The organism is Companilactobacillus pabuli, from assembly GCF_014058425.1.
In the GTDB taxonomy this organism is placed as follows: Bacteria; Bacillota; Bacilli; order Lactobacillales; family Lactobacillaceae; genus Companilactobacillus; species Companilactobacillus pabuli.
In genome coordinates, this window is sequence record NZ_CP049366.1 from 2,191,335 (window position 1) to 2,205,283 (window position 13,949).

A 13,949-nucleotide genomic window follows, 5' to 3' on the forward strand; every position below is an offset into this window, starting at 1 on the left:
AATATGTCTCCTAAGTTAGTTTGTTTAATCCCAAATACTTCTCAGCAATCATCATCAAAGCAGCTGTGATGAGCATCAAAATAACTGACACCGCTGATACAGTTGGATCATAATTGTTTTCCAAATAATTCAAAATGGATGTTGGTAACATGTTCAACGATGGTCCATTCATGAATAACGTAATTGGAATGTTGTTGAAGGAAGTAATAAACGAGAGAATGAACGCTGCCAAAATACTCTGCTTGATATTAGGAATAACAACCTTGAAAAACGTCACAAATTTGTTATATCCAACCATCCAAGCGGCTTCCTCAATTCGATTGTCAAAATCCATCATCCCCGCTGTCAGTAAACGAATGACGTATGGTAAACACAATAAGCAATGACCAACTAACAAACTCAAAAACAATGGCAAACCAAAACTAATTACTAATGTTTGGTAAAGTGCAAAACCAATAACGATTTCTGGTATTAAAGCTGGACTCAAGAAGATGTTTTGAAACCAACTTTTATGATGAATTTGAAAATGTGTTAATGCATAAACTGCAGGAATCCCAATTAACAAGGCAATCGCTGCGGCCAAAATAGCGACTATAAAACTCATTTTCATTCCGTCGACAAAATCTGGTTGTTGAAATACATTGTGATACCAGTTCAATGTGAAACCTTTAATTGGAAAAGATATTGCTGTTTCTGTCCCAAAGGAAGTAATTATGACTATCATCAGTGGCAAAATTAACAACAACAAAACGATGAAACCTATCACTGATGAAAATCTAATTTTTGATTTCAAGATTATTCCTCCGATCTAGCATCTTAGAAACTTTATTCAAAACAAACATCGTTACAACGGCGATAACCGTCAAAACAATTGCTATCACACTGGCACTAGTCCAGTTACCCAAAGTAATCGATTGTTGCTGTAATAAAGTAGCCAGAACCATATTCTTATTTCCACCTAATAATTGCGGTGTTGTATAAGCTGTCAGTGCTCCTACAAAAACTAAAATGGAACCAGTAAATATTCCTAAAGATACTTGTGGCAAGATAACTTTGAAGAAAACAACTATCGGTCTAGCTCCCAAAACTTCAGAGGCTTCTTCTATTTCACCATTCAGCTGTGAAAAAGAACTGACTAATGAAGTAATCATGATTGGTAGGAACAAGTAAACCGCTCCAATAATGATGGCAAGATTCGTATAAAGTAACGTCAACGGTGCCTTGATCAAGTGAAGCTTCATTAGGAAGTTATTGATCACTCCATTCTTACCAAGAATCATTATCCAAGCAAAATTTCTCACGACCGCATTAGTTAATATTGGAAACAGGACGATAATACTAACTAATTTTCGCCAATTTCCGTTCAAGCGTGAAATCCAATAAGCAGTCGGCAATCCCAAACCTAAAGTTACTAACGTTGTAACCACAGCAATCATTAATGTTCGGTAAATCACTTTTAAGTTGTTACTGCTTGAAAAGAACAATTGATAGTTTTCAAACAGGGAACTTCCACTAGTAAAAGTTGGAATAAATATTCTTAACACTGGGTATATCAACAAAATAATAATTATTAATAAACCTGGTAATAAAAGAAAAGTGGTAGATCTTTTCAAAATTGTTCAACCTTTCTATTTGATCTGATACACAACAAATTATACTAAAACACGAACAATGTCAATAATTTATTTTCTATCGTTCGTAAAATATAAAATCAAGTGAATTATTAAAATTAATATTTTTTTATTCAATCAGTCGAACATTGCTAACATAGGATTTTCATTCAATAGGCACACTTTTTTCAGAAAAATAAATATCGGTACAATACACTTTGTCAAAATTTAATTCATAGTCATTCATAGCGTTATAGCGCTAAAATTATGCAAAAAAGAACGCCATCAGGATTTTTTTTTCTTTCTTAAGTTAGACTACCGTTAGATGTCGTCGTCCGTTCCGCTTTGTGGACGCTGGAACACTGGCATCCACAAAGCTGCCACTACCGACTAAATAACGACATTTATTATTTATTTCAAGTAATTCAAACTAAAAAAATAGCATCTATTCAGATATAGTCGATCGATTATATCTGAATAGATGCTTATTTGTTTGATTCTATAAAAATTGAAAATCACTATCTAGTCCGGAATAGCAAAGAAAATTGGCTCAGTAGTGAAATTATTCTTAGCAACTTGTTGCTTAGAATAAGGCCGAGCTTGAAGACTTTGCCCGGTTTTGGGCTTAGCAAAGGCTCCAAGTCGTGCCCACTACGTTCCAGCCAAATTTTCTTTGCTATGGAGGACGGATATTACCACTAATCTAACTTAAGAAAGAACCGCTTTTACATCCCAATGACGTTCTTTTTTTAATTATTTTGCTTCAGGCAATTTGGCAATCTTGCCTTGTTCAATATAAACACTCAGAATTCCGATATCAGCTGGGTTAACACCACTGATACGACTAGCTTGAGCAATTGTTTGAGGATTGATCTTGCTTAGCTTTTGAACAGCTTCAGTAGCTAAACTATCAATCTTTGTATAGTCGATACGTTCAGGAATCTTCTTTGATTCCATCTTCTTCAAACGTTCGATACGCATTTTTTCTTTCTTGATGTAACCGGCGTACTTAGTAGCAATTTCTACTTGTTCAGCTACACGACGATCAACTGGATAATCAGCTTCCCCAATCATATCGATGATATCTGAATAGTGTACTTCTGGTCTTCTCAAGAAATGATCAGCTAAAATTCCATCTTTCAATGGTTTCAAATCATGTTCTTTTAAGAATGGTAAGGCCATCTTAGGTGTGATCATTTTACGTGAAAGACGGTTTAATTCCATCTTGATAGTTTGACGCTTTTTATTAAAGGCTTCATAACGTTTGTCACTAATCAAACCTAACTTGTAACCATAATCTGTCAAACGTAGGTCGGCATTATCATGACGTAAAATCAAACGATATTCAGCACGACTAGTCAACAAACGATAAGGTTCATTAGTTCCCTTTGTAACTAAGTCATCAATTAAGACACCGATATAAGCTTCGTCACGACGCAAGATAAATGGATCTTTACCTTCGGCACGTAAAGCAGCGTTGATACCAGCCATGATTCCTTGTCCAGCAGCTTCTTCATAACCAGAAGTTCCATTCATTTGACCAGCTGTAAAGAGGTTCTTAACAATCTTAGTTTCAAGGTTTAGTTTCAATTGCCAAGGTTCAATAACATCGTATTCAATAGCGTAACCAGGACGCATCAATTTAGCATTTTCTAGTCCAGCAACAGAATGCAACATCTTCAATTGGATTTCTTCAGGCATTGAAGTTGAGAAATCCCCAACGTAATATTCCTTAGTATCCTTACCTTCTGGTTCCAAGAAGATTTGGTGTCTTGGCTTATCAGCGAAACGAACGATCTTATCTTCGATTGAAGGACAATATCTTGGTCCCACACCCTTGATCACACCGGAGAACATTGGTGCACGATCAAGATTTTCACGGATGATCTTGTGAGTATCAGCATTTGTATAAGTCATCCAGCAAGAAATTTGATGTTGTAAATAATTTGAATCGGGTGTCTCAAATGAGAAATGATTTGGTTCTTTATCACCAGGTTGTTCAATCGTTTTGTCGAAGTTAATTGTGTTCTTGTTAACACGTGGAGGTGTACCTGTCTTGAAACGTGTTAATTTGAAACCATGTTTTTCAAGATCTTCTGAAAGTTTGATTGAAGGAATACTGTTATTAGGACCTGATGAATACATCAATTCCCCAATAATAATCTTTCCTCGTGAAGAAGTTCCGGCTGTCAAAACAACTGATTTGGCATGATATCTAGCACCTGTAGCTGTGACGATACCCTTGCAGACACCATCTTCAACAATTAACTTTTCGGCAATACCTTGACGAAGTGTCAAATTAGGTTCGTCTTCTAGAACATCTTTCATCATACGGTGATACATGTTCTTATCAGCTTGAGCACGCAAAGCTCGAACCGCTGGACCTTTACCAGTATTAAGCATTCTCATTTGAATGTAGGTCTTATCAATGTTACGACCCATTTCTCCACCCAAGGCATCGATTTCACGAACAACGATTCCCTTAGCGGGTCCACCAACAGAAGGATTACATGGCATGAAAGCGACCATATCCAAGTTGATAGTAATTAAAAGTGTTTTTTGGCCCATTCTGGCAGCAGCTAATGCAGCTTCTGAACCAGCGTGACCGGCACCTACAACGATGACGTCATAAGTCTCTGAATCAAATTCCTTAATATCCATTCTTTATTCACCTATATACTTATTTTCCTAAACAAAATTGTGAGAATAATTGCGTGATCAATTCATCTTGATAACTTTCACCCGTAATTTCTCCGAGAGTGTCCCAGCAAGCCGTCATATCGATTTGTACTAAGTCGATAGGCATTCCTGCTTCAATTCCAGAAATAACGTCATTGAGGCTATTTTTGGCCTTACGGAGCAAACCAGCTTGACGAGCACTAGTAATAATTACGTTACTACTACTGTTGTCTTCAATTCCGGCATTGAACAACTTACTGATAGTTTGTTTGATTGTTTCGATCCCATCATTTTTAATGGCTGAAGTCTTCAAAATCACATCGTCAGCTTTTAATTGCACGACTGAATTTGGAGTAATAATTGGCATCAAGTCAACTTTATTGAAAATCACAATTCGACGTTTATCTTGAGTAGCATCAAGTAATTCCAAATCATCTTCTTCTAATTCACGACTAGAATCTAAGACCAAAATCACTAAATCTGCACCCTTTAATGCCGCTTTAGAACGTTCAACACCAATTTTTTCAACTTTATCGTCAGTATCACGAATACCAGCTGTATCGATCAATTTCAAAGGCACACCATCGATATTGACGTATTGTTCGACCACATCTCTAGTTGTACCGGCAACATCAGTAACGATAGCTTTATCTTCATCCAAAAGGCGATTCAACAAACTTGATTTACCAACGTTAGGTTTTCCAACAATTGCGGTAGCTAAACCGTGTTGCAAAATTTCGCCACTATCAGCAGTCTTCAATAGACCGTCGATACTCTTGCTGACAGTTTTAGCTTTCTCTAAAAGCATCTTCGTAGTCATCTGATCAGTATCATATTCTGGATAATCGATATTAACCTCAACTTGAGCCAATGAATCCAAAATTTCTTGACGCAAATTAGAAATCAAATGATGTAAATTTCCATCCAATTGATTAACTGCGACTTGCATAGCTTTGTCAGTTTTAGCACGAATCAAATCCATTACAGATTCAGCTTGTGTTAAATCAATTCGACCATTCAAAAAGGCCCGTTTAGTAAATTCACCTGGTTCGGCCATTCTAGCGCCATAAGCCAACAATAATTGGAGAACTTTATTGGTAGCAACTATACCCCCATGGGTATTTATTTCAATGATATCTTCACGCGTAAAAGTCTTTGGTGCTCGCATTACGGAGACCATAACTTCGTCGACTAAAGAATTATCGCTGGGGTCATAAATGTGACCGTAATTGATCGTGTGACTAGCAACTTTGGCTAAATCACGTCCCTTGAAAACTTTTTTAGCGACATCAACTGCTTGATCTCCTGACATCCTAACGATTGAGATAGCACCTTCCCCAGGAGGTGTCGAAATTGCAGCAATAGTGTCATATTCGGTTACTGAACTTGGCATAAATTATTTCCTTCCTTATTTTTGAGCATAAAAAAAGTGCATAATCCGCCAATGTTTGACGGAAAAGCACCTTGACTACTTTTCTATATACGATATATGAATAATTTCAAAAAACATCTTAACGAGATTTTTTAAAATTGTCAATTATTTTCGATTCTTATAAATACGCTTCTTAGCTTTTCTAAGTCGACGTTGTTTTTCTTTCTCAGCTTCCGCAGCTTCTCTTTGTTCACGACGATACTTGAACGGATTTTGGAAAGCCAATGTCTGGAGAACTTGGAATGCATTAGTTACTACCCAGTAAATAGTAATAGCTGATGGGAACGTTAATGCTGGTACGAAGATAAAGATTGGCATGACCCAAGTCATGATCTTTGTCGTCGAATTTTGTGTTGGCTGTGAGTAGCTAGAAATGTAAGTACTTAAGAAAGTAAATACAGCCGCTAAGATAGCCATAATGTAGTATGGATCAGCTTTACCAAGTTGCATCCATAAGAAACTACCATTACGAAGTTGAGTTGTCTTATAAATAGCTTGATACAAAGCAAACATAACTGGTAGTTGGATTACCAATGGCAAACATCCAGCTACAGGGTTTACTCCTGCCTCACTATAAAGTTTTTGTGTCTCATCACGTAGTTTTTGTTGAGTATCCACATCTTTAGCAGAATATTTCTTTTGAAGAGCCTGCATTTGAGGTTGGATCTTCATTTGCTTATTCATACTCTTGATTTGATACCAGTTAAGTGGCAACAAGATAACTCTCACTAAAATAGTGAAGATTATGATGGCCCAACCATAACTGTTATTTACTAATGAAGCTAACCAAAGAATGAATCTAGAAAAACTATAAATAACGTAATGATCCCAGAATCCTGTACTATTGCTTGTGATTGGCTCGTTTAGGTTTGAACATCCAGCTAAAACCAAGACAACACTAAGCAGTAGCGCAACACCTATGTATTTCTTTAAGCTTTTTTTATTCACTTTTACACCTATTAGTCATATTTTTTAACTCTATTTTAATACATTACCTAATTTCAATAAATGTATAATATTTTTTTTCGTCTCAAACATATCTAAATCTACTGCCGGTTTTCTAGCTATAATCAAGAAATCCAATTCAGCAGGAAGCTCTGGCTTCAACTCTAATAGTGATTGGCGTACATATCTCTTGATACGATTACGACCAACTGCTGTATGTGAAACTTTTTTTCCGACTGAAAGTCCTACACGAAAATGTTTCTGCCCCTCTTTAGGCATCTTGTATAAGACAAAATTGCGATTTGCAACCGAAGCCCCGTTGGAATAGACATATTGAAACTCATTTTCTTTTTTTATTCGATAGCTTTTTCTCATATGTCACCAGTCTACTCTCGTTTTGTAATAAAAAAAGACCACCAAATGTTTAGTGATCCTTCAAAACTAAGCTGATAATACTTTACGACCCTTTTTACGGCGTCTTGCTAAAACTTTGCGACCATTACTTGTACTCATTCTCTTCATGAAACCATGGACGCGTTCACGGTGACGCTTCTTTGGTTGAAATGTTCTCTTTGTAGTCATCAGTAAACCTCCTGACTCTTATATTTAATTAAAATTCACTTCTTCAGACAATTGCTTAACTAGCATATCATGTTATGACGATTTTTTAAATAACTAATTTCCTATAAATACAAGTTTTTTTAGAAAGTTTTTCGCAATTTCAACTGTGGATAAAAAAATAAAACTTTCATAACTCATTTTATCCACAGACGTTTTAACAGAGTTTTACCCTGTGGATTTTTACTGTGTTTTAGTTTTCCACAAGCTTGTTTACTTCTTGTTTTTTCTCTGTAACAGTTGATACACATGACTTGTATTAGTTATCCACTGTGGACAAAGATGTTAATAATTATCCACAGGTTACTTTTTCCACAAGGGTGTGTATTAAGAAATTACCCGTTGTTATTTCTTCTAAATTTAAACGTGTGTTCTGTGGAAAACTATTACTTAGAATGATAAACTATAAATTGTCATTTTAGGGAAAAACTTATCCACAACTACAGATTGGGGGGAAATAATTGCAAAATATTAATAACTCAACAGATCCAAAACTGACTGAATTTTGGGATTTCTTTACTAATAAGTTAAGATCTCAATTAACTCCAGTCAGCTATTCGACTTGGGTTGAAAGTGCTAATCCCTTATACATTGATGGAAATAACATTTTTATTTCTGTACCTACTAAACTTCATAAAGATTATTGGGAACGTAACTACACAGAGAAAATTGCTATTTACTCATATGAATTAAATGGAACTGAACTGAATCCAATAATTGAAAATGATGAAGAATCGACAAAAAAAGAGGAACAAACAATTGCTCCTCACGTTGAACCAGAAACTACTTCTACTCAACCTAAACATGTCTTTCATAATTCACATTTAAATCCGAAGTATACTTTTTCTTCTTTTATTGTTGGTAGTGGTAATCAGATGGCACATGCAGCTGCACTTGCAGCTGCCGAAGATCCAGGTGGAGTATACAATCCACTCTTTATTTATGGGGGCGTTGGTTTAGGAAAGACACATTTAATGCAAGCCGTTGGTCACCAAATGATCAAACTAGATCCATTGGCAAAAGTTAAATATGTTACTAGTGAAACCTTCGCGAACGACTTTATCAATTCGATTCAAACGAGAACTCAAGATGAATTTAGACAAGAATATCGAAACGTCGATCTACTATTAATAGATGACGTTCAATTTTTCGCTAAAAAAGAGGGGACTCAAGAAGAATTCTTCCATACATTTAATGAGCTTTACGAAAATGGCAAGCAAATCGTGATGACTTCAGATCGTTTGCCAAAAGAAATCCCAGAATTGCAAGCACGTTTAGTTTCCAGATTTACTAGCGGTCTTTCAGCTGATATTACAGCACCAGATCTTGAAACTAGAATCGCAATCCTACGCAACAAAGCAAAGGCTGAACATCTAGAAATTCCAAATGACACACTATCTTACATTGCAGCGCAAGTTGACACGAATGTACGTGAACTTGAGGGTGCACTTATTCGCGTTCAAGCTTATTCGACGACTCAAAACACTGATATTACCAAATCAGTCGCCGCCGATGCTCTAAGAGATTTCAAACGAACTAGCGATCGCAACGGACTTTCAATCAGTAAGATTCAAAACAAAGTTGCTAAATTTTATCATGTGACTGTTCAAGATATTAAAGGCAAAAAACGTGTAAAATCAATCGTTGTTCCAAGACAAATCGCGATGTATTTATCCAGAGAATTAACTGATAAGTCTCTACCACAAATTGGAATGGAATTTGGCGGTAAGGACCACACGACAGTAATGCATTCTTGTGATAAAATATCCGAATTGCTCATTAAAGATGCTGACTTGAAACGTTCAGTCAACGAACTAAAAGATGACCTCAGAAATTAACATGTTAACAACTTTAAGTTTTTCCCACAGTTATCCACAACTGTTAATAACATGTATTTTTCACTAAGAATCAACTATCAGAAGAGTTTTCCACAGTTTTAACAGTGCCTACTACTACTTCTATCTTTATATTAATTAATTAAAAAGGGAGTTACCTATGAAATTTTCTATTGATCGATCAAAGTTCATTAATCAAACTAATAACGTTCAAAGAGCAATTTCGACAAAGACAACTATTCCTATTTTGACAGGAATGAAATTAGATCTTTCGGAATCAGGCTTAACAATTACAGGAAGTAATTCAGATATTTCTATCACATCATTTATTTCAAAAGATGATAACGATAATGACTTAAAAATCGAAAGCACTGGTTCAATTGTTTTGCCTGCTAGATTTTTCAACGAAATCATCAAAAAACTTCCAGGTGATAATTTCGAATTAGAAGTTTTGAACAACAATCAAACTTTAATTAAATCTGGAGTTTCAGAATTTACTATCAATGGTCTGGATGCAGTAAATTATCCACATCTTCCCGAAGTGGAAACTGATAACCAATTAGTTTTACCAACAGATGTCTTCAAAGAAGTTGTTAACCAAACTGTTATTGCCGTTTCAACTCAAGAAAGTCGTCCAGTTCTAACAGGTGTTAATTTCTTGATTACTAGTGAAGGCTTAACAGCTGTCGCAACTGATAGTCACCGTCTTTCACAAAGAAAAATCAATATTACAAGCGATGAAGATTACAATTTAATCATTCCTGGTAAGAGTTTGACTGAATTAGTTAGAACAATCAGCGACTCAGTCAAAGAAATCTCAATGTCAATTTCAGAAAATCAAGTCTTATTCAGTTTTGACAACATCATGTTCTACTCAAGACTGCTCGATGGAAGATATCCTGAAACTGATCGTTTAATTCCTGATGAATCAAATACTCGTTTAACTTTTGACTCATCAAGTTTCCTAGCTTCAGTTGAACGTGCTTCACTTCTTTCTCATGAAAGTAGAAACAACGTTATCAAACTAGAAATTAAGGCTGTTGATAAAAAAGCTACACTTTACGGAAACTCACCAGAAGTTGGTACCGTAGAAGAAGTTCTTGATTGTGAAAACATCGAAGGCGACGACTTAGAAATTTCCTTCAACCCTGATTACCTAAAGGATGCTTTAAGATCATTCGGAAGTAACACAAATATTGAAATGAGTTTTACTTCTCCATTACATCCATTTACTTTAAGACCAGTGGAAGATCGCGATAATTTCGTTCAACTTATCACGCCAGTACGAACATTTTAATGTGAATAACTCAAAATAGACTGAACTTTCGGTTTGGTCTATTTTTTTTGTTATTTTAAATTTAAAGACGGTATATTAGCGATTGGACTTTTTTCAAGTGATTTTAGTGGGTGGATACTCATTATTTCAAAAATTGCTTAAATCGCCTGATATTTCGTTCTAAGTTGTCTTTTATTGTGAAAACAACTATAATATTGTTATGTCATTAATGGATAAATCTAATAAATAGGGTGTTACTATGTCTGAAAAAATTAAGCTAGAAACTGAATTCATTACTTTAGGTCAACTATTGAAAGATACCGGAGTCATTGCTACTGGTGGTCAAGCCAAGTGGTTTTTACGAGAAAATTCAGTATTACTTAATGGCAGTCCTGAAGATCGCCGTGGTAAAAAGTTACGCTCTGGAGACGTTGTAGTTGTTGGTGAGCAGACTTTTGAAATTGAATAAATGTTTGTTAAAGAACTAAAACTTCAAAATTATCGCAACTACGAATCCTTAAACGTCAATTTTTCACCCGCAATCAATGTTTTTTTGGGAGAAAATGCTCAAGGCAAGACCAATTTATTAGAGTCTATGTACTTTTTAGCTCTGACGAGAAGTCATCGGACTAGCAATGACAAGGATTTAATTAGATGGGGCAGTGATTTTGCCAGAATTTCTGGAACGGTGATCAAAGATAATTCCAGTCGTTTGAAATTGGATTTGGTCATCAGTAAGTCAGGTAAGAAAGCGAAATTGAATAATTTAGAACAACGTAAGTTATCCAGTTATATCGGTAATTTGAATGTTGTTCTTTTTTCGCCAGAGGACCTTTCAATCGTTAAAGGCAATCCCGGAATTCGCCGCAAGTTTATTGATATGGAATTTGGTCAAATGTCTGCGCAATATTTGAAGACAATGAGTCAATTCAAATCAGTTTTAAAACAAAGAAATGCCTACTTGAAAAAACTTCAGCATCATCAAGCAAACGATATGATTTATCTGGACGTCTTGTCGGATCAATTTTCGGCTTACTGTGCTGAAGTTGTTTTTTCGCGTCTACAGTTTTTGCAAAAGCTGCAAAACCATATTGAAAAGATTCATGCAAACATAACTGAGGATAATGAAAAGCTCAAAATTGTTTACAATACTTTTTTCAATACTGACGGAAAAACCCTTGAAAACATCTACGACATTTTCAAAGATAATTTCAAACAAAACTATCAAAAAGAAATCAAACGTGGTGTAACCTTATTTGGCCCACACCGTGATGATATTAAATTCTTAGTCAATGAAAAAAATGTCCAAGATTTCGGTTCTCAAGGTCAACAGCGTTCAGTTGCGTTGAGTTTGAAATTAGCCGAAGTTGAGTTAATTAAAGATCAGGTAGGGGATTATCCAATTTTGTTATTGGATGATGTCTTATCCGAATTAGATCATAAGAGACAGACGCATTTGTTGTCGTCAATTAAAGAGGGTATTCAAACTTTCATTACGACGACTTCAATTGATGATGTCGATCCAGAATTAGTTAAAAATCCTAATATTTTAAATATTAATAATGGCAAAGTTCAACAGGAGGAGATTTAATGGCTGAAGACAGAAAAGCTGAGCTAGAAAAAAGAGAAGAACAAGTCGAAGAATACGACGCGAGTCAAATTCAAGTTCTTGAAGGACTAGAGGCTGTTCGTAAACGTCCCGGTATGTATATTGGGTCGACTAGTAAACAAGGTTTACACCATCTTGTTTGGGAAATTATTGATAATGGTATTGATGAAGCTTTAGCTGGTTTTGCTACAAAAATCGAAGTGACTGTTGAACCAGATAATTCCATTACCGTAACTGATGATGGTCGTGGTATTCCTGTCGATATTCAAAAGAAGACTGGAAAACCTGCCCTAGAAACTGTTTATACTATCTTGCATGCCGGTGGTAAATTCGGCGGTGGCGGATATAAGGTTTCTGGTGGTTTGCACGGTGTTGGTGCTTCCGTAGTTAATGCTTTGAGTAGTGAATTAGATGTTCAAGTTGTCCGTGGTGGTAAACGTTACGGAATCGATTTTGAACGTGGAAAAGTTAAGCATTCAATGCATGTCTTAGGTGATGCCGGTGAATTCGATCACGGAACTCGTGTCCATTTCGTACCTGATCCAGATATCTTTACGGAAACAACCGTTTACGATGACAAAGTTTTAACAACTAGAATTCGTGAATTGGCTTTCTTAAATAAAGGATTAAAACTTACATTTACCGATAAAAGAGCCGATACAGCTGAAAAATTAGTTTTCCACTATGAAGGTGGAATTAGAAGTTACGTTGAATATTTGGATAAGGAAAAAGATGTTCTATTTGACCAACCAATCTATCTTGAAGGTGTTCAAGACGGAATTACGGTTGAAGTTTCCTTGCAATATACAGACGAATTCCATACTAATTTGATGACTTTCGCTAATAACATTCACACCTATGAAGGTGGTACTCACGAAGTTGGTTTCAAGACTGCTTTGACACGTGTTATTAACGATTACGCTCACAAAAATAAACTATTGAAAGATACTGAAAAATTGTCCGGTGAAGATGTTCGTGAAGGAATGACAGCCGTTGTTTCTATCAAACACCCAGATCCACAATTTGAAGGTCAAACTAAGACAAAATTAGGAAATTCCGATGCTAGAACTATTACTGATCGTCTTTTCAGTGAACACTTCTCTAAATTCTTGATGGAAAATCCTGATATTGCAAAGAAGATTGTTGAAAAAGGTTCACTTGCTACTAAAGCACGTTTAGCCGCTAAGAGAGCTCGTGAAGTAACTAGAAAGCAAAACGGTCTAGAAATCAGTAATCTTCCTGGTAAATTAGCTGATAACTCAAGTAAAGATCCAGAAATTTCAGAATTATTTATTGTCGAGGGTGACTCAGCCGGTGGTTCTGCTAAGACTGGTCGTTCACGTTTGACTCAAGCTATTTTGCCAATTAGAGGTAAGATTTTGAACGTTGAAAAAGCCTCAATGGACAAGATTCTAGCTAACGAAGAAATCAGAACCCTCTTTACAGCTATGGGTACTGGTTTTGGAGAAGATTTCGATATTTCTAAAGCTAGATATCACAAAGTTATCATCATGACCGATGCCGATGTCGATGGTGCTCACATTAGAACCTTGTTGTTAACATTGCTTTACAGATACATGCGTCCGGTCGTTGATGCAGGATACGTTTATATCGCCAAGCCACCTTTGTATCAAGTTCGTCAAGGTAAGATGATGAGATACTTTGATACTGATAAAGAAAAAGATGACTTCGTTGAACAATTGCCACCAAAGCCAGAACCAAAGATTCAACGTTACAAGGGTCTTGGTGAAATGGATGCTGATCAATTGTGGGAAACAACTATGGACCCAGAAAAGAGAAGATTGGACCGTGTTAACTTGGATGATGCAATTGAAGCTAACAAGATTTTCTCAATGTTGATGGGTGATAAAGTTGAACCTAGAAGAGAATTCATTGAAGCAAATGCACGTTATGCAGAAGTAGATTATTAAGGAGGATGGCAATT

12 protein-coding genes are annotated in these 13,949 nt (G+C 35.8%); 5 read left to right on the top strand and 7 right to left on the bottom strand.

Translation table 11 applies throughout. From position 1 onward, the window contains the following. Window positions 1-10 precede the first annotated feature (10 nt). The 7 genes from G6534_RS10670 to rpmH all read right to left on the bottom strand — a co-directional run bounded on the left by G6534_RS10670 (window position 11) and on the right by rpmH (window position 7,248). Window positions 11-796 (bottom strand): ABC transporter permease, encoded by a 786-nt coding sequence (locus tag G6534_RS10670; protein WP_059074780.1) that lies wholly within the window; start codon window positions 794-796, stop codon window positions 11-13. Next, entirely contained in the window at window positions 777-1,544 is a 768-nt protein-coding gene (locus tag G6534_RS10675) for an ABC transporter permease (RefSeq protein ID WP_338025387.1), read from the bottom strand. The genes G6534_RS10670 and G6534_RS10675 overlap by 20 nt, the downstream gene beginning before the upstream one ends. Window positions 1,545-2,363: 819 nt before the next feature. Further along, on the bottom strand, window positions 2,364-4,271 hold the full coding sequence (mnmG, locus tag G6534_RS10680) for a tRNA uridine-5-carboxymethylaminomethyl(34) synthesis enzyme MnmG (protein WP_182082821.1): 1,908 nt from the start codon (window positions 4,269-4,271) through the stop codon (window positions 2,364-2,366). A gap of 19 nt (window positions 4,272-4,290) precedes the next feature. Continuing rightward, window positions 4,291-5,682 (bottom strand): tRNA uridine-5-carboxymethylaminomethyl(34) synthesis GTPase MnmE, encoded by a 1,392-nt coding sequence (gene mnmE, locus G6534_RS10685; protein WP_059074778.1) that lies wholly within the window; start codon window positions 5,680-5,682, stop codon window positions 4,291-4,293. A gap of 144 nt (window positions 5,683-5,826) precedes the next feature. Further along, window positions 5,827-6,669: a membrane protein insertase YidC gene (gene yidC / locus G6534_RS10690; RefSeq protein WP_059074777.1), complete on the bottom strand. Its 843-nt coding sequence runs from the start codon at window positions 6,667-6,669 to the stop codon at window positions 5,827-5,829. A 30-nt stretch (window positions 6,670-6,699) separates the two neighbouring features. After that, the gene (rnpA, locus tag G6534_RS10695; protein ID WP_182082822.1) at window positions 6,700-7,041 is read right to left on the bottom strand and encodes a ribonuclease P protein component; all 342 of its coding nucleotides are present in this window, start codon (window positions 7,039-7,041) and stop codon (window positions 6,700-6,702) included. Window positions 7,042-7,107: 66 nt separating this feature from the next. Next, on the bottom strand, window positions 7,108-7,248 hold the full coding sequence (gene rpmH, locus G6534_RS10700; RefSeq protein ID WP_010625561.1) for a 50S ribosomal protein L34: 141 nt from the start codon (window positions 7,246-7,248) through the stop codon (window positions 7,108-7,110). A 497-nt stretch (window positions 7,249-7,745) separates the two neighbouring features. Here rpmH and dnaA point away from each other — a divergent pair, with 497 nt between their 5' ends. From dnaA to gyrB, 5 genes are all read left to right on the top strand, one after another. Beyond that, window positions 7,746-9,122, top strand: coding sequence for a chromosomal replication initiator protein DnaA (gene dnaA / locus G6534_RS10705; protein ID WP_369833245.1), 1,377 nt, complete (start codon window positions 7,746-7,748; stop codon window positions 9,120-9,122). Between the two features lie 157 nt (window positions 9,123-9,279). After that, window positions 9,280-10,416: a DNA polymerase III subunit beta gene (gene dnaN, locus G6534_RS10710; RefSeq protein ID WP_182082823.1), complete on the top strand. Its 1,137-nt coding sequence runs from the start codon at window positions 9,280-9,282 to the stop codon at window positions 10,414-10,416. Between the two features lie 238 nt (window positions 10,417-10,654). Beyond that, the gene (gene yaaA, locus G6534_RS10715) at window positions 10,655-10,864 is read left to right on the top strand and encodes a S4 domain-containing protein YaaA (protein WP_010017924.1); all 210 of its coding nucleotides are present in this window, start codon (window positions 10,655-10,657) and stop codon (window positions 10,862-10,864) included. Next, complete coding sequence (recF, locus tag G6534_RS10720) at window positions 10,865-11,986, top strand: DNA replication/repair protein RecF (RefSeq protein ID WP_182082824.1); 1,122 nt, start codon at window positions 10,865-10,867, stop codon at window positions 11,984-11,986. It begins immediately after the preceding gene. After that, window positions 11,986-13,935 (top strand): DNA topoisomerase (ATP-hydrolyzing) subunit B, encoded by a 1,950-nt coding sequence (gene gyrB, locus G6534_RS10725; protein ID WP_059074775.1) that lies wholly within the window; start codon window positions 11,986-11,988, stop codon window positions 13,933-13,935. The genes recF and gyrB overlap by 1 nt, the downstream gene beginning before the upstream one ends. Window positions 13,936-13,949: the final 14 nt, after the last annotated feature.